Genomic DNA, 16,748 nt, shown 5'->3' with positions numbered 1-16,748 from the left:
CAATGACGCACGCGCACACGGGGCCTGACATGGCCTATCTTGAGCGCACGTTGCTGGAAATGCTGGCAATTCCCTGCCCGACCGGCTTCACCGACGGCGTGGTTCGCTACGTCGCCGAGCACCTGGACGCCATGGGCGTCCCGTATGAACTGACCCGCCGCGGCACCATCCGCGCCACACTCAAGGGCAAGCGCCCGTCGCCGGACCGCGCCATCGCCGCGCACCTGGACACCATTGGCGCCATGGTGCGCGGCATCAAGGACAACGGTCGACTGGAGCTTTCACCGATCGGCCACTGGTCCAGTCGCTTCGCCGAAGGCAGCCGGGTGAGCATATTTGGCGACAACGGGTGCATGAGGGGCAGTGTCCTGCCGCTGATGGCTTCCGGTCACGCTTTCAACGAAGGGGTGGACTCCCTGCCGGTGAACTGGGACACCGTGGAGCTGCGCATCGATGCGCACACGACCAGCCGCGCCGAGACACTCGAGCTCGGCATCAATGTCGGCGACTTCGTCGCCTTCGATCCGCTGCCCGAGTTCACCGAGAACGGCTACATCAGCTCGCGTCACCTGGACAACAAGGCCGGCGCCGCCATTCTGCTGACGGCGATCAAGCAGGTGGTGGATCGCGGCGAACTGCTCGCTGTCGACTGCCACCCGATCTTCACCATCACCGAGGAAACCGGCACCGGTTCGGCCGGCGCCCTGCCCTGGGATGTGAGCGAATTCGTCGGCGTGGATATTGCCCCGTCGGCTCCGGGCCAGAGCACCCATGAGCGTTGCGTGACACTGTGCATGCAGGATTCCGGCGGGCCCTACGACTACCACCTGACCCGCCATCTGCTGAGTTTGTGCCAGCGTGACGAGATTCCGGTGCGCCGGGACCTGTTCCGCTACTACCACAGCGATGCAGAGTCCGCGATCCGCTCTGGTACTGATACGCGCATCGCCCTGATCGGATTCGGAACGGATGCCACGCATGGCTACGAGCGTACCCACCGTGACAGTCTCGAGGCCCTGACTCGGCTGCTGGTAGCGTATGTCTACAGCCCGCCGATGTTCGAGCATGACGAGCGCACCGATCCGCCGCTGGAGAACTTCCACGGACAGCTGTCTCCGGGTACGGTGACCGGCAACGAAACGGTCCTGCCTCCCCTCGAGGAAGTGTTTGCCTCCGAAGCGCACGAAACGGAACATCATTCCCACAAGAAGGACTGAGCCGGCCGCAGCCGGGAAAGGAAACTCACTTGAAGACAAGCCCTAGCATCCTGGCATTTCCGCTGCTGACAATAGCGGTTTCCGTCGCTGCCCAGACCGGGCCGCGCCCCCTCAGCCTGCCTGCACAGGTGGTTCTGGGCAGCGAACGACCAGCCGAAGATCTCCGCGTGCCGCTGGCACGCGATACGCTCAGTGGGGATCGCCTACAGCCGCAGACATTGGGCGCAAACGTGTCCGAGTCGTTGCAGCGGCTCCCCGGCATCGTTGCGCTGAATCGTCAGAACTACGCGCAGGACCTGCAGATTTCATCCCGCGGCTTCGGCTCGCGGGCGCAGTTTGGCGTTCGCGGTGTACGCCTGGTTCAGGACGGCATTCCTCTGACCATGCCTGACGGCCAGGGCCAGCCGGCGCTGTTCGATCTGGATTCGCTGCAGCGCATCGAGGTGCTTCGCGGGCCGCTCGCGGCACTGTACGGCAACGCCTCCGGGGGGATCATTCAAGGCTTCACCGGCGAGGCGCCGTTCTACCCGACGCTGGAAAATCGCAGCGCGATCGGCAGCGACGGCCTCTGGCGCTCGCGTCTGCGCTACGGCGGCCAGCATGGACCATTGAACATACAGGCCAACGTTTCCCGCCTGGAAACCGATGGCTACCGGGATCACAGCGAGACCCGCCGTGATCTGGCCAACCTGCGCCTTGGCTGGGATATCGACGATGCCTCAAGTCTGACGCTGCTGGTGAATACCCTCGACCAGCCGGACACGCAGGATCCTCTAGGCTTGACCGAGCAGGCGCTGCGTGAGGACCGACGGCAGGCGGTGAGCAATGCCTATCGCTTCAATACACGCAAGAGCGTCCGGCACAACCAGGCCGGGCTGAACTACCAGCGCCGGCTCGCCAACGACGACCGCATCACTGTGATGGTGTACGGCGGCGAGCGTTACGTGCAGCAGTATCTGGCGTTCCCTGGCAGTGGCGAGTTCGCCGGCGGCGGGGTCATCGAGCTGGATCGCACCTTCGGCGGCGGGGAAATCGGCTGGCAGCGTGACAGCGAGGCATTCGGACTGCCAGTGGAGCTTGCAGCGGGTCTGACGTATGACTATCAGGGCGAGGACCGTCTCGGCTTCGTCAACGAACAAGGCGTCAAGGGCGGCTTGCAACGAGACGAGTTCAACCGCGTCGACGGCCAGGATGCCTATTTCATCACCACCTGGACCCTGGCGCCGAAGTGGACGATGACCGCCGGGCTGCGCCACAGCCAGGTAGAATTCGAGTCGAAGGACGATTATTTCACCGACGGCAACGACGACAGCGGCAGCGTGTTGTTCGAGCAGACCAATCCAGCGCTGGGCCTGAGCTACCAGTGGACGCCTGAATTGAGCGTATATGCCGCCATCGGTCAGGGCTTCGAGACACCGACCGCGCAGGAACTGGCCTATCGACCCGAAGGCAGCGGGCTTAATTTCGGCCTGTCACCGGCACGCTCGCGCAATAGCGAAATCGGTCTCAAGCTTCGCCGGCAAGATACGTCCGTCACTGCAGCACTGTTCCACACCCTTGTTGACGATGAAATCGTCACCGGTCCGGACCAGGCGTTCACCGGCCGTTCGACCTACGCCAACGCCGCCGAGTCCACCCGCAAGGGCGTGGAACTGGCGCTGGAACAGCGCTTCGATTATGGGATCACTGCCTACGCGGCCTACACCTATCTGCAGGCACGCTTCGATCGCTATGCCACCGAGGATGGCGACCTGTCGGGCAATGATCTGCCGGGCGTGCCGAATCACAGTCTGTTCGCCGAACTGGCCTGGCAGCCGCCGGGGACCGGCTTCACCACCGCCTTCGAAGCGCAGGGCCTGAGCGAGCGCTATGCCAACGACACCAATGAAGATCAGGCCTCGGGGTACGCCGTGTTCAACTGGCGAGCAGCCTACCGTCACGAGGTGGCCGGCTGGGCGGTAGAGCCGTTCGTTCGCGTGGATAATCTGGGCGACAGGGAGTATATCGGCTCACTGATCGTCAACGGACCGGGCGGACGCTTCTACGAACCTGCACCGGAGCGCAACTGGCTGGCCGGGCTCAGCCTGCAGTATCAGTGGCGCTGAGGATCAGCCGCCTCGTCCCGGGCTGGCACCGCCAGCTCGGTGAAGGCTCCGCGCCGCCATGCAAGCAGGATGAAACCCAGCGCGCCCGCCGCCATCAGGCCCGGCAATGCGTGGCTGCTCAGCCATTTGCTGGCGGCGCCGGTCGATAGCGGCCCCAGCAGGCAACCTGCCCCCCAGAGCAGCGCGATATGGGCGTTGGCACGCACCAGCGCGTCGTCCCGATAACGCTGGCCGACCAGAATCAGCGACAACGTATACAGCCCTCCTGCGCTCGCGCCGAACAGCACCAATACCGGCCATATCAACGGCGTGTGCAGAAACACCGGCAGTGCCAGACTGCTGCCCAGTAGCGTGACGCCGCACACCTGGTACAGCGCAGTGCGGGAAACCCTGTCGGCCAGCCAGCCGATGGGCACCTGCAAGGCGGCATCGCCCACCACGACCGCGCTGACCATGACCAGGGCCAGAGCCTGGGGGAAGCCCTCGCGGAGGAAATACACAGGCAACAGCGTCAGCGTCATGGCTTCGAACGCGGCAAACAGCATGATCGCCCAGGCGACTGCCGGCAGCCTGCGCACGAAGACCCGGATACCCTGACTGTTGGCGTTGTGTGAATCCACACGCGGCGCGCCGGTGACCATGAGCAGCATGACGAAACCCAGCCCGAGCAGTGCGACGGACAGCCAGAAGCCGGTATCCGCCTCGGTACCGATGAAGCTGAGCAGCAGAGGACCGCACAGCTGGCTGACGGCAAAGGCGCTGCCGTAGACCGCTACCAATCGCCCGCGCAGACGGTCCTCGACCAGCTGATTGATCCAGCTCTCGCCCAGCACAAAGGTGATGGTCAGGGAGACGCCCAGCAGCAGTCGCAAGAGCAGCCACACCCCGTAGCTGGGCCAGAGCGCAAGCAGGATGACCGACACCGCGCTGACCAGCATCACGCCTCGCATGCAGCGTTCCGAACCAAGCCAGCCGGCCAGGGTGCCGGTGATCTTCGCGCCGAGCAGCACACCTATGGCCGGCATCGCTGCCATCACGCCGATGGCGAAGGCATCGTAGCCCCAGCCGTCCAGCCGCAGCGATACCAGCGGCAGCGTGATTCCCATCGCCAGCCCGACGATGACCACTGCCGCGGTAACAACGAGATAGGTGCCCCAGCGCATGGCTACAGCTTGATCCAGGTAGCCTTGATCTCGGTGTACTTGTCGAAGGCATGCAGCGACTTGTCGCGGCCGTTCCCCGACTGCTTGAAGCCGCCGAAGGGCGCCGTCATGTCGCCACCGTCATACTGATTGACCCAGACGCTGCCGGCGCGCAGTGCCTTGGCCGCTCTGTGCGCCCGTGACAGATCGCTGGTCCAGACCGCAGCCGCCAATCCATAGACCGTGTCGTTGGCGATGGCAATCGCCTCCTCGAAGGAGTCGAAACTGATTACCGAGAGCACCGGCCCAAAGATTTCCTCGCGAGCGATGCGCATGTGATTGGAGACCCCATCGAACAATGTCGGCTCGACGTACAGGCCACCGGTTTCCTGCATCACCCGCTTGCCACCGAGCTTCAGCGTCGCGCCGTCGGCCTGTCCGGCTTCGATGTAACGCATGACCGTTTCGATCTGCGTGGTGTCAACCAGCGCACCGACGGTGGTCGCCGGATCGAGCGGATGGCCCGGTTGCCAACTGGCCTTCAGCGCTGCGATCACCTTGTCGACAAAGGCATCCTTGATCGAAGCCTCGACCAACAGACGCGAGCCGGCGGTGCAGACCTCGCCCTGATTGAAGGCGATGGCGCTGGCAGCCGCCTGCGCGGCGCCCTCCAGATCAGGCGCGTCGGCAAATACGATGTTCGGGCTCTTGCCGCCGGCTTCCAGCCAGACGCGCTTCATGTTCGACTCGCCGGCATGGATCATCAGCTGCTTGGCTACGCGGGTGGAACCGGTAAAGACCAGCGTGTCGACATCCATGTGCAGCGCCAGCGCCTTGCCTACGGTATGGCCGTAGCCTGGCAGCACGTTCAGCACGCCAGCCGGAATGCCGGCTTCGATCGCCAGCTGAGCCAAGCGAATCGCCGTCAGCGGCGACTTCTCCGAGGGCTTCAGGATCACCGAGTTGCCGGTTGCCAGCGCCGGGCCAAGCTTCCAGGAAGCCATGAGCAGCGGAAAATTCCATGGCACGATGGCGGCCACCACTCCAACAGGCTCGCGCGTTACCAGCCCCAGCTCGTCATGCGCCGTGGCCGCGACCTCGTCATAGATCTTGTCGATGGCCTCGCCGCTCCAGCGCAGCGCGCGGGCCGCAGCGGGAATGTCCACAGCCAGCGCGTCGCTGATCGGTTTGCCCATGTCCAGCGTTTCCAGAAGCGCAAGCTCCTCGATGTTCTGTTCGATCAGATCCGCAAGCCGAATCATCACCTGCTTGCGCTGGGCCGGCGGGCGCCGCGACCAGACACCGGAATCGAAGGCGCTGCGGGCGGCCTGAACCGCGGCATCGGCATCGGCCTGTCCGCAGCTGGCTATCTGCCCAAGCACCCGTCCGTCGACAGGGCTGACGCAGTCGAAGGTTTCGCCGCTCAGCGCTGGCTGGTAGCCTCCATCAATGAAAGCCTGTCCCTGAACCTTGAGGTTCGCTGCGCGCTTCTGCCAATCTGCCAGAGTCAGTGTGTTTGCCATAGGTGCCTCGCTGCGGAACGCCCACCGGCGTCGCCAGTCTGTGATTTGGAAGTGCGGACACAGTAAAGCAGCGGTTATATGAAATTCAATATTTTTGACAGTGAAGCACTTATTGGTCTTTTTCGTTTGTTATTTTTGACATAGACTCTCGAACATTCGTCCGCCACAGCACGGTCTTATCCGGGAAGGTCCCATGAACAGCTTGCCGAACGCCGCCAGCGCGCCGTCACACCAGAGTCTGGATGAATTCTGGATGCCTTTCACCGCCAACCGCCAGTACAAGGCGCGTCCGCGCCTGCTGGAAAGCGCCGAGGGCATGTATTACACCGATACCGATGGGCGCAGGGTGCTCGATGGCACTTCCGGGCTGTGGTGCTGCAACGCAGGACACGGCCGCAGGGAAATCTCCGAGGCGGTGGCCCGACAGATCAGCAAAATGGATTTCGCGCCAACCTTTCAGATGGGCCATCCGTTGCCGTTCGAGCTGGCAGAGCGGCTGACCGACATCACGCCGGACGGGCTGGACCGGGTGTTCTTTACCAACTCGGGCTCCGAATCGGTCGACACCGCATTGAAGATGGCGCTGGCTTACCATCGCGCCCGCGGCCAGGGTACCCGCACCCGCTTCATCGGCCGTGAGCTGGGTTACCACGGTGTCGGCTTCGGCGGCATTTCGGTCGGCGGCATGGTCAACAACCGCAAGGCCTTCGGCGCACAACTGCCGGGCGTCGATCATCTGCCGCATACGCTGGACCTGGAACGCAATGCGTTCACGCGCGGCCTTCCGCGCCATGGCGCAGAGCTGGCCGAGCATCTGGAGAAAATCCTCACGCTGCACGGGGCGGAGAACATCGCCGCGGTGATCGTCGAGCCGATGTCAGGCTCGGCCGGGGTGATCCTGCCGCCGCAGGGTTATCTCAAGCGACTGCGCGAGATCGCCTCGAAGCACGGCATCCTGCTGATCTTCGACGAGGTGATCACCGGCTATGGGCGGATGGGCGACGCCTTCGCTGCGCAGCGCTGGGACGTCACGCCGGACATCATGACCACAGCGAAGGGTCTGACCAATGGCGCTATTCCGATGGGCGCGGTGTTCGTCAATCGCGAGGTGCATGACGCGCTGATGCACGGCCCGGAACATGTCATCGAATTTTTCCACGGCTACACCTATTCGGGCCATCCGGTCGCCGCCGCTGCGGCGTTGGCCACCCTGGACATTTACGAACGTGACGGCCTGCTTACCCGGGCGCGTGAGCTCGAGGTCTATTGGCAGGAAGCACTGCACAGCCTGCAGGGTTTGCCCAACGTGATCGACATTCGCAACGCCGGACTGGTCGGCGCGGTACATCTGGCCAGCCGCGACGGCGCGCCGGGCACGCGCGGTTATGACGTGTTCGAAAGCTGTTACTGGGACGGTGACGTGATGGTTCGCTGCACTGGCGACATCATCGCCATGTCGCCCCCCCTGATTACCGAAAAGACCCATATCGACCAGCTGGTCGAGGCACTGGGCAAAGTGATAAAGCGCACCCAGTGACGTGAGCCGCAGGGTCTGGTGATCGCTGATCGCCGCGCCGGATCCTGACAGCGTCGAGGCGGTTCGGCTGGGGCGGACCGTCGGTGGCAAGGATGCCACCGCCGAGCTACATGGATGTACTCGCTGCGTGTCCGAACCAGCCGGACCGCCTCGACGCTACCCCACAAAACTCTACGATCGGTGCGACTGCACGGATTACAGGAAGGATGACGCATGACCCTGCAACTGACCCACTACATCAACGGCCAGCGCACCGCACCGAGCGCCCGCACCCAGACCACCTACGAGCCGTCCACCGGCGAAGCACGCGGCGACGTCTCGCTGGCCAGTGTCGGCGAAGTCGAACAGGCCATCGAAGCCGGCAAGCAGGCATTCGCTGCGTGGGCGGCGACCACACCGCTGAATCGTGCGCGCATTCTGTTCAAGTACAAGGCGCTGCTCGAAGCCCATGCCGACGAACTGGCCGAGCTGATTACCCGCGAGCACGGCAAGGTGTTCGATGACGCCAAGGGCGAGCTGACACGCGGTCTGGAAGTGGTCGAGTTTGCCTGCGGCATCCCGCATCTGCTCAAGGGCGAGCACACCGAGCAGGTCGGCGGCGGCGTCGATGCCTGGTCTGTGAACCAGCCGCTGGGTGTGGTGGCAGGTATCGCGCCGTTCAACTTTCCGGCAATGGTTCCGATGTGGATGTTTCCGATCGCCATCGCCTGCGGCAACACCTTCATCATGAAGCCGTCGGAGAAGGACCCGAGCGTACCGCTGCGCCTGGCCGAACTGCTTACCGAGGCCGGCCTGCCGAAAGGCGTGTTCAACGTGGTCAACGGCGACAAGGAAGCGGTCGACGTACTGCTCACCCACCCGGATGTTCAGGCGGTGAGCTTCGTCGGCTCCACGCCGATCGCCGAGTACATCTACGCCAAGGGCTGTGAGCACGGCAAGCGCGTGCAGGCGCTTGGCGGTGCGAAGAACCACATGCTGGTCATGCCCGACGCGGACCTCGACCAGACCGTCAACGCGCTGATGGGCGCAGCCTACGGCAGTGCCGGCGAGCGCTGCATGGCCATCTCGGTAGCGGTCGCCGTGGGTGACGAGGTAGCCGACAAGCTCGTGGCGGCGCTAAGCCCGAAGGTGAAAGCCCTCAAGATCGGCGACGGCATGCGTCCGGGCATGGAAATGGGCCCGCTGGTGTCTGCGCAACACCTGCAGAAGGTGAAAGGCTTCGTCGATCAGGGCGTCAGCGAGGGCGCCGAACTGGTTGTCGACGGTCGCGACGTAACGGTACCGGGCCTTGAAAGCGGTTACTTCATGGGCGGCTGCCTGTTCGACAAGGTGCAGCCGGAGATGACCATCTACCGCGAAGAGATCTTCGGACCGGTGTTGTGCATCGTGCGTGTGCCGGACTTTGCCACCGGCGTGAGGCTGATCAACGAGCACGAGTACGGCAACGGCACGGCAATTTTCACCCGTGATGGGGACGCTGCGCGGCAGTTCTGCAACGAAATTCAGGTCGGTATGGTCGGCGTCAACGTGCCGATCCCGGTGCCCATGGCGTTCCACAGCTTCGGCGGCTGGAAGCGCTCGCTGTTCGGTCCCCTGCACATGCACGGTCCGGACGGGGTGCGCTTCTATACCAAGCGCAAGGCGGTCACCTCGCGCTGGCCGACCGGGATTCGTTCGGGTGCGGAATTTGTGATGCCGACGATGAAGTGATGCTGTAAGTATGTGCAAAGCGGCTACGGTGAGTCAGGCCAGCCGGACACGCACAAGTACATCCATGTAGCTCGCGGTGCCCATCCATGGGCACCGACGGCCCGTCCAGCCTGACTCACCGTAACCGCAACGACTTGCGAGCCGCTATGAATCTTCAGGAGCCCGCCATGCCGACCACATCGATCATCGACTTCGCCACCACCACAACCCCAGCCGAACACTACCGTCCGGCGCCTGAGAAGATCCTCAAGGGCGACCCTGCCCAGAACGTACGCAACCACTATTCCAGCCCTGACGAGCGATTCGCCACCGGGGTCTGGGAAGCGGAGCCTGGCCAGTGGTCGATCAGCTATAGCGAACATGAGTACTGCGAGATTCTCGAAGGCGAGTCGATTCTGCGGGATGAGCAGGGGAACGAGCGCACCGTCCGCGCTGGCGACCGCTTCGTAATTCCAGCCGGCTTTACCGGTAGCTGGGAGGTGGTGACGCGTACGCGCAAGGTGTATGTGATCTACGAACCGGGTGAATAGCGGCGCAGGCCCATGCGTCGGCCACAGCATGGTCTAAACGTGACCAACCGGTTACAGTCTTCGTCAGCATAAGCATTCGAACCCACAATTCATGCCCAGGCTGACGGTACCTGCGTTCCATACGCTACCCGCCACGACGGTTGTCAGCCACCCGCAGCGAGCGGAGGGGTACTGCCAGGAGTCTTGCGAAGATGTCGCGTTTGCCCGTAATTGTCGGCTTTGGTGGCTACAACGCCGCTGGCCGCAGCTCGTTTCACCATGGATTTCGCCGCACCGTGCTTGAGTCTCTTCCGGCAGCCGTGCGCCAGGAGACACTGGCCGGACTGGCGGTGATGATGAAGCTGGTGCGCGTCGAAGAGGGGCAGTATCTCGACGAGGAGCGGGTAGTGCTGACGCCTGCGGACATCGAGGCGCGGTTTGCCGAGACCATCATCCAGGGGACGCTGGTGCGCCGCATCGAGAAACGCTACCTCGACGTGGATGCGGCACATTGGCAGAAGAATCTTACCGTCACGGGCGAAGCGGGCAAGCCGTTCTCGTTCATCACCCTGGCCAAGCAGCTTCCCGAGCCGCTGCCTTCGGACTGGGTGGTCGAACCCCTCAACGATACCGAAGTCATGGTGACCATGTACGACGGCTGCGACATGAAGCTCGACAGCTATCGTCCGCTACCGGTGAAGTCGGCTGGTCAGCTGCCCAGCGGCTTCGACCCGGCCGAACTGTACGCCTCGCGCTTTCATCCGCGTGGTCTGCAGATGACCATCATTGCCGCGACCGATGCACTGCGCTCCAGCGGTCTGGAGTGGAAGACCATTGTCGATCGCGTTCAGCCTGACGAAGTTGCCGTCTTCGCCAGCAGTGCCATGAGTCAACTGGACGAGAACAGCTTCGGCGGCTTGATGCAGTCACGTCTGAAGGGCAACCGCGTCAGCGCCAAGCAGCTGGCCCTGGGGCTCAACAGCATGCCCGCCGACTTCATCAATGCCTACATTCTGGGCAGCGTCGGCACGACCGGCGCAATCACCGGTGCCTGCGCCAGCTTTCTGTACAACCTGCAGAAAGGCACCGAGATGATCACCAGCGGTCGGGCTCGGGTGGTATTGGTCGGCAATGGCGAGGCGCCGGTCACCCAGGAATGCATCGAAGGGTATGGCGCAATGGGCGCGCTGGCGACCGAAGATGGCCTGCGTGCGATCGAGGGCCGCGATGACGTCGACTTCCGCCGTGCCAGCCGCCCATTCAGTCAGAACTGCGGCTTCACGCTGGCCGAGTCGGCCCAGTTCTTCCTGCTGATGGATGACGAGCTCGCGCTTGAGCTGGGCGCGGATATCCATGGCGCGGTGACCGATGTGTTCATCAACGCCGACGGCTTCAAGAAATCCATCTCTGCGCCCGGGCCGGGCAACTACCTGACCATGGCCAAGGCCGTACATAGCGCGATGCAGATCGTTGGCGAGGAGCGGGTACGCAGCCGCAGCTTCGTGCATGCCCACGGCTCCAGTACCCCGGCCAACCGGGTGACCGAGTCCGAGCTGCTCGACCGCATCGCCGAGGCATTCGGCATCGCCGACTGGCCGATAGCCGCAGCCAAGGCGTTCGTCGGTCACTCGCTGGCAAGCGCCAGCGCCGATCAGCTGGCTTCGGCACTGGGCACCTTCAAGTATCAGATCGTACCCGGGATCAAGACCATTGATGCGGTGGCGGACGACGTCCACCAGCAGCACCTGCGCATCAGCACTCGCGACGTGCCGCGCAGCGATGACCCGCTCGAAGTGTGCTTCATCAATTCCAAGGGATTCGGCGGCAACAACGCCAGCGCCGTGGTACTCGCGCCCAGCGCCGTCGAGCGAATGCTGCGCAAGCGCCACGGCGACGCCGTCTTCGACGAGTACCTCGCGCGCCGCAAGACCACGCAGGCTGCTGCGACGGCTTACGATCAGCGCGCTCTCAAGGGTCAGCTGGATATCATCTATAACTTCGGCAACGACATGATCGATGATCGTGAACTGCAGATCTCGACGGAATCGATCAGGGTCCCCGGCTTCGAACAGCCGCTGGTGTTTCGACAGGATGATCGGTTCAGCGATATGGCGGGGGATTGACTGCTACCCCCGCACTGGTACCGGGGCGGCGTCCATGCGAAGCCTTGGCCCTGCAGGAGGCGCCTGTGACGCTGCTTTCGCGCCCAGGTGCGCTCCTACACTGAACCAACCGCACGCTTCGTGCCCGGCAGGAGCGGGCATGACCGTACGGGTCGGACGTTATTTACCGGCCTTTGCCGCTGCGATAAAGGCCTGCATTTCCGCGTTCTTGTCCGCTTCGATCTGCTTGACGTGGGGGTTCTGACCGAGCAGCTCGAGCAGCTTTGCGGCCTCGGGCAAATCGGCCAGCAGGTCGATGCCGAACGCTTTTTTGGCGACGATTGACGCCAGATCGATGCTGTAGAGGAACACCACGTCGGCGATGGTCATCTGGTCACCGGCGACATAGGGCGAAAATTTGCCGTGGCGCTTCAGCGCTGCCACGCCATTGAGCAGATCGGCCTTGGCCTTGTCCTTGATCGCCTGATCGACCTTGCCGCCGAAGAAGACTTCCGGGTAGCACATGCGCGCCGGCAACTCGATATACAGTTCGATTTCCTTGGCCAGCGCCCTGACATTGGCGCGCTCGAAGGGGTCTTTCGGCAGCAGCGGCTTGCCACCCTGAGTCTCTTCGATGTACTCGAGGATGACGTTGGTCTCGCTGAAACAGCCTTGCTCGGTCTCCAGGCAAGGCACCTTCCCGCGCGGACTGATTTTCAGAAACGCCTCGTCCTGGCTGGGATGCACGTTGTTGATTTTGAAATCAACGCCCTTTTCCAGCAGTGCCAGCTTTACCATGTTGAAGTAGTTACTGACGTTGAATCCGTGCAGGGTAAGCATGCGGTGTCTCCATTATTCTGATTGGTGGATGCGACGCACTGTTGTATCCCTCCGGACGGCAAAGGTCTATAGCCATCAACCGACTGAATAAGTCGAGCCGAACGCTGCGATTGCCCACCACCTGACGATGTTTTAACGCTAGACTGCGGAAAAAGCAGCTACCCCCGAGAGGTAACGCCCATCATGCTGACACCCGAAGAAGTCGCAGAAATCAACCTGCTCAACCAGTTCAATCTGGGCAATACCCGTGAAGGGCTCAAGGTGCATGACCATGACGCCTCGCCCGATACTGTCGCCGCCGCAGGCCGTCTGCACCAACGCGGCCTGATCAGCCTGCCGGACGGTGGTTACCTGACCAGCCTCGGGCTGGACGCAGCCGAGCATGCGCAGACGCTGATGACCATTCTGCGCACGCGTTGAGATAGCCAGGGTGCAGGACCGGGGCGAGATTCGGCCGCTGATCAGCGAAGGTATCGATCGCAAGACGCTCGCCACGCTTTACCGGCGCTTCATGGAGGTCAACCAGAAGCGCCTGCGCCGTGTCGAGCAGGCGCTCGGCCCCCGCCAGCACACGGTGCTGCAGCTGATCCCGCTGCTGTTCGATGTGAATCACCCCCTTCTGCCGGGCTATGTCTCGCGCCAGACGCCCTTCGGCCTGCCCGGCTTCACGCCCGATTCGCAACAGCTCTTCAGCGCACAGGCACTGTCGCGCAGCTTCGTCTATCGTCGTCATCCCGCTGGTTTTTCACATCAGATCCAGGCGCTGTATCTGATGGGCAGTGGCGGCACCATTGCGCAGTCCGATCAAAGCGATCTGGATGTCTGGGTCTGCCATGCGCCGGATCTGTCCACACCGGCGGTGGCGGAGCTTGCCAGCAAATGTCAGCTGATTACCGACTGGGCGGCCACGCAAGGCTGCGAAGCGCATTTCCATCTGGTCAACCCGGCCAGCTTCGCCCGTGGTGACCGGCACAACCAGCTCAGCACCGAGGACTGCGGCAGCACCCAGCATTACCTGCTGCTTGACGAGTTCTACCGCACCGCGATCCTGATCGGCGGACGATTCCCGCTGTGGTGGCTGGTGCCTGATTACGAAGAGCCGGACTACGCCGATTACACCCGCCAGCTGATCGACAAGCGCTTCATCCGCCAGCATGAGAGCCTTGATCTGGGGCATGTGGCGCAAATCCCTGCCGGCGAATACGTCGGTGCCGGATTGTGGCAGCTGTACAAGGGTATCGACTCGCCGTACAAGTCGGTGCTCAAGCTGGTACTGACCGAGGTCTATGCCAGCGAACACCCGCAGGCGCAGTGCCTGAGCCTGGATTTCAAGCGTGCAATCTATGCCAACCGGCTGGATGTCGACGAGCTCGATCCCTACGTCATGCTGTACCGGCGCCTGGAACGCTACCTCCTCGGGCGCGGCGAGACAGACCGTCTGGAGCTGATCCGCCGCTGCCTGTACATCAAGGCGGACGTACGCCTGAGCCGGCGCACCGGCACGCTGAACTGGAAACGCAGCCTGATGGAAAAGCTGGTGCGCGAATGGCAGTGGGGCACGCGTCAGCTGCAGCAGATGGATGCCCGCAGTGAATGGCGCGTGCGCGAAGTCGCCCAGGAGCGCCGCCAGCTGGTGCGCGAGCTAACACACAGCTACCGGCTGCTGTCGCATTTCGGGCGCAGTCAGGGCGTGATCAACACCATCACCAGTCGCGATCTGTCATTGCTCGGCCGTCGCCTGTACGCGGCTTTCGAACGCAAGGCCGGGAAGGTCGAGGTAGTCAACCCGGGTATCGCACCGGACATCAGTGAGGACCTTCTGACCGTGGCCCTGCGCGGAGATCAGGCGCAGCCGAACTGGTCGCTCTACCACGGCACACTGGGCGTGGCTGAACTGGCCGATCAGCCGCCAATCAAGCGCACCCGGCATCTTGTCGAGCTGCTGGCCTGGGCACACCGCAATGGCATTGCCGATGCAGCCACGCGCTTTGCAGTACATCCGGGCAACAGCGACCTGACCGAGTTCGAACTCAATCACCTGGCCGCCAGCCTGCAGCAGATGTTCGCGCTACCGCTCCCGGCGCTGACCGAGGCGGCGCTGCTGCGGGCGGCGCAGCCCTGCCAGATCCTCCTATTGATCAACGTCGGGCTCGACCCGATGCCCGGGTCCAGTCAGAAGAATCTTCATCTGATCAGCAGCCACACCGATGCGCTCGGCTATTCGGGGCTGCGGGACAATCTGATCCGCAGCATCGATCAGATTGCGCTGAACAGCTGGAACGAGCTGATGGTGACTCGCTTCGAAGGCGAGGACGCCTGTCTGCTGGCCCTGGCCGACTACCTCAACAAGGGCCGGGAAAACGGCCGCCTGCCGGAACTGTCGGCACGCAGTTTCTGCCGCAACCGCTCGGCGGCGATCGCCGAACGCGTCGAAGGACTGTTCAGGCAGGCCGCGGCGCAGGTGCTGAACAATCCGCCGGGGCGCTTCCTGATTCAGGTGCAAAATCACTTCAACGTGCTTGAACAGCACGCCGATGGCATCGAGATCACCGAGCTGCCGGACCAGGACCGGCTGATGCGCTACCTCGGCAGCGCGCGTCCCAGTTACAGTCGGCTGGCGCTGGACAGCTATGCCTTGCCTGGCCAGGACATCGGCAGCATCCTGGAACACGATGTGCCCGGCCGGATCCAGCTGTTTTACCGGCTGCTCCCCGGCAACCTGGCCGAAGTGAGCGTGCTGGATGAACGGGGGGCCTTCTGGCGCAGCCGTCAACCCTACCGCGATGAACGCACGCTACTGCTGCCGCTGCTACGCTTTCTGCACAGCATTCGTATGCGCCGTCAGGCCGGCATGACGCTGGAAAGCAGTCTGGGTGAAGGGGACGTGCTGGTCTACCGGGTCCAGCCGGCCGGCGATGGCCGCCCACTGCAGGTGGAGCCCGTCGCGGTGGCTGCCCAGGGTATCGAGGCCGACTATTTCCCGGTTCAGGCCATCGCCCAGCCGGGAGACGGCCAGCAATTGAGCGTTACCATTTTCTGCGATCAGAGCGAGTTTTCTCAGCTTGAATACGGTGACCAGCTGTTCGCTGTTGCCGCGCGCCACATTCTGGGCCGGCGCCGCAGCCTGGAAGCCTACCCGTGCTATATCACCGATCTGGACCTGTCGATGCTCGACCAGACCGGCAACCTGCACACCGTTCAGTATCTGCGCTACCGCCAGCAGCTGGAAGATACGCTGAACGCCGCAGTACTGGCGCAGCGGCGTTGATCCCCGGCCCAGACCGGGTTGCCGCTATGCGCCGCGGCTGAGCTTGCGGGCACGGGCCGCCTGGATGATATCGCGCTGGCGCTGATCGCTGGCTGAGGCCCATTCGAGAATCTCCGGCATCAGCCTGCCGCAGCCCAGGCACTGTTCCCCGTCCAGACAGCACTGGCGCACGCACGGAGAAGGCTGCTTGCCGGGTGACTGGCGCATTACTCGTCCACGTCCAGTTCGACGTCGTAGCCGGTCAGATCACTCAATACCCGCGACAGCACCTCGCCCAGCGACTCGCCGTCGCCGTCATGCTGCCAGCCATCGTCGGGCTGATAGCCGAAATGCAGGGTGCGCGATGGCGTGGCAACCCAGAGCTCGCGCGACGCGGGCTGTCGACCAATCACCACGCGCCCGGCATCCGGGAGACGCAGAATCAACGACCCTTCGACATGTTCCATCTCGAGGTCCAGACCGCAGTCGTCGACGGCATGTTCGATCAGATCCTGGATTCGATCGACCTGCCTGTTGAATGCTGCTTCACTCAGCTCATGCATGCCATGTTCTCTCGTCCGCTCATCTGCCGGCGTGGCGCGGGTGCGCCGAACCGGACGGCTGGGTATACTGCCGGATATCTTTGGTTTTTCAACAGGATTTCATCATGAAACCGAGCTTCATCATCCTCGCCGGCCTGCTTCTTCTCGCCGGCTGTGGTCAGAAAGGCCCGCTCTTCCTGCCTCAGCAGACGCCGGCCGAGACTGTCCCGCCTGCGCAGGAAGAACTCAACCAGCAACCGACGGATGAATGATC

14 protein-coding genes are annotated in these 16,748 nt (G+C 63.2%); 9 read left to right on the top strand and 5 right to left on the bottom strand.

Features of this window, described 5'->3' with window-relative positions; all coding sequences use genetic code 11:
• Positions 1-2: 2 nt before the first annotated feature.
• Both KEM63_RS00720 and KEM63_RS00715 read left to right on the top strand, forming a co-directional pair.
• The gene (locus tag KEM63_RS00720; RefSeq protein ID WP_223654034.1) at positions 3-1,217 is read left to right on the top strand and encodes an osmoprotectant NAGGN system M42 family peptidase; all 1,215 of its coding nucleotides are present in this window, start codon (positions 3-5) and stop codon (positions 1,215-1,217) included.
• Between the two features lie 29 nt (positions 1,218-1,246).
• Positions 1,247-3,322: a TonB-dependent receptor family protein gene (locus KEM63_RS00715; protein ID WP_223654032.1), complete on the top strand. Its 2,076-nt coding sequence runs from the start codon at positions 1,247-1,249 to the stop codon at positions 3,320-3,322.
• Here the strand turns inward: KEM63_RS00715 and KEM63_RS00710 are convergent.
• Together KEM63_RS00710 and KEM63_RS00705 are read right to left on the bottom strand one after the other, a co-directional pair.
• Complete coding sequence (locus tag KEM63_RS00710; protein ID WP_223654030.1) at positions 3,310-4,485, bottom strand: MFS transporter; 1,176 nt, start codon at positions 4,483-4,485, stop codon at positions 3,310-3,312. The genes KEM63_RS00715 and KEM63_RS00710 overlap by 13 nt on opposite strands.
• 2 nt (positions 4,486-4,487) lie before the next feature.
• Positions 4,488-5,987, bottom strand: coding sequence for an aldehyde dehydrogenase (locus tag KEM63_RS00705; RefSeq protein WP_223654028.1), 1,500 nt, complete (start codon positions 5,985-5,987; stop codon positions 4,488-4,490).
• A gap of 193 nt (positions 5,988-6,180) precedes the next feature.
• Here KEM63_RS00705 and aptA point away from each other — a divergent pair, with 193 nt between their 5' ends.
• The 4 genes from aptA to KEM63_RS00685 all read left to right on the top strand — a co-directional run bounded on the left by aptA (position 6,181) and on the right by KEM63_RS00685 (position 11,866).
• Positions 6,181-7,524 (top strand): omega-aminotransferase AptA, encoded by a 1,344-nt coding sequence (gene aptA, locus KEM63_RS00700; protein WP_223654026.1) that lies wholly within the window; start codon positions 6,181-6,183, stop codon positions 7,522-7,524.
• A 213-nt stretch (positions 7,525-7,737) separates the two neighbouring features.
• The gene (locus KEM63_RS00695) at positions 7,738-9,234 is read left to right on the top strand and encodes a CoA-acylating methylmalonate-semialdehyde dehydrogenase (protein ID WP_223654024.1); all 1,497 of its coding nucleotides are present in this window, start codon (positions 7,738-7,740) and stop codon (positions 9,232-9,234) included.
• 167 nt (positions 9,235-9,401) lie between these two features.
• Positions 9,402-9,764, top strand: coding sequence for a cupin domain-containing protein (locus tag KEM63_RS00690; protein WP_223654022.1), 363 nt, complete (start codon positions 9,402-9,404; stop codon positions 9,762-9,764).
• Positions 9,765-9,955: 191 nt separating this feature from the next.
• Positions 9,956-11,866: a beta-ketoacyl synthase gene (locus KEM63_RS00685; protein WP_223654019.1), complete on the top strand. Its 1,911-nt coding sequence runs from the start codon at positions 9,956-9,958 to the stop codon at positions 11,864-11,866.
• A gap of 159 nt (positions 11,867-12,025) precedes the next feature.
• Here KEM63_RS00685 and KEM63_RS00680 read toward each other — a convergent pair whose 3' ends face one another.
• On the bottom strand, positions 12,026-12,685 hold the full coding sequence (locus KEM63_RS00680) for a glutathione S-transferase family protein (RefSeq protein WP_223654017.1): 660 nt from the start codon (positions 12,683-12,685) through the stop codon (positions 12,026-12,028).
• 183 nt (positions 12,686-12,868) lie between these two features.
• Here KEM63_RS00680 and KEM63_RS00675 point away from each other — a divergent pair, with 183 nt between their 5' ends.
• Both KEM63_RS00675 and KEM63_RS00670 read left to right on the top strand, forming a co-directional pair.
• Positions 12,869-13,105 carry a TIGR02647 family protein gene (locus KEM63_RS00675; protein ID WP_423747820.1) on the top strand — a complete coding sequence of 79 codons (237 nt, stop codon included), beginning with the start codon at positions 12,869-12,871 and terminating at the stop codon, positions 13,103-13,105.
• A 10-nt stretch (positions 13,106-13,115) separates the two neighbouring features.
• A complete protein-coding gene (locus KEM63_RS00670) occupies positions 13,116-15,953 on the top strand; it encodes a class I adenylate cyclase (RefSeq protein WP_223654015.1) in 2,838 nt (945 codons plus the stop codon).
• Positions 15,954-15,977: 24 nt separating this feature from the next.
• Here KEM63_RS00670 and KEM63_RS00665 read toward each other — a convergent pair whose 3' ends face one another.
• Both KEM63_RS00665 and cyaY read right to left on the bottom strand, forming a co-directional pair.
• Positions 15,978-16,160, bottom strand: coding sequence for a DUF1289 domain-containing protein (locus KEM63_RS00665; RefSeq protein WP_223654014.1), 183 nt, complete (start codon positions 16,158-16,160; stop codon positions 15,978-15,980).
• Positions 16,160-16,495 carry an iron donor protein CyaY gene (cyaY, locus tag KEM63_RS00660; RefSeq protein ID WP_223654012.1) on the bottom strand — a complete coding sequence of 112 codons (336 nt, stop codon included), beginning with the start codon at positions 16,493-16,495 and terminating at the stop codon, positions 16,160-16,162. Before cyaY ends, KEM63_RS00665 begins: the two co-directional genes overlap by 1 nt.
• A 104-nt stretch (positions 16,496-16,599) precedes the next feature.
• On the opposite strand from cyaY, the gene lptM reads away from it, so the two are divergent.
• Positions 16,600-16,746: an LPS translocon maturation chaperone LptM gene (gene lptM, locus KEM63_RS00655; RefSeq protein ID WP_223654010.1), complete on the top strand. Its 147-nt coding sequence runs from the start codon at positions 16,600-16,602 to the stop codon at positions 16,744-16,746.
• Positions 16,747-16,748 lie beyond the last annotated feature (2 nt).

The sequence above is a fragment of the Halopseudomonas nanhaiensis genome (genome assembly GCF_020025155.1).
In the GTDB taxonomy this organism is placed as follows: Bacteria; Pseudomonadota; Gammaproteobacteria; order Pseudomonadales; family Pseudomonadaceae; genus Halopseudomonas; species Halopseudomonas nanhaiensis.
Note: the sequence above shows the minus strand (reverse complement) of the source record. Positions and strands in the feature narration are given on the sequence as shown.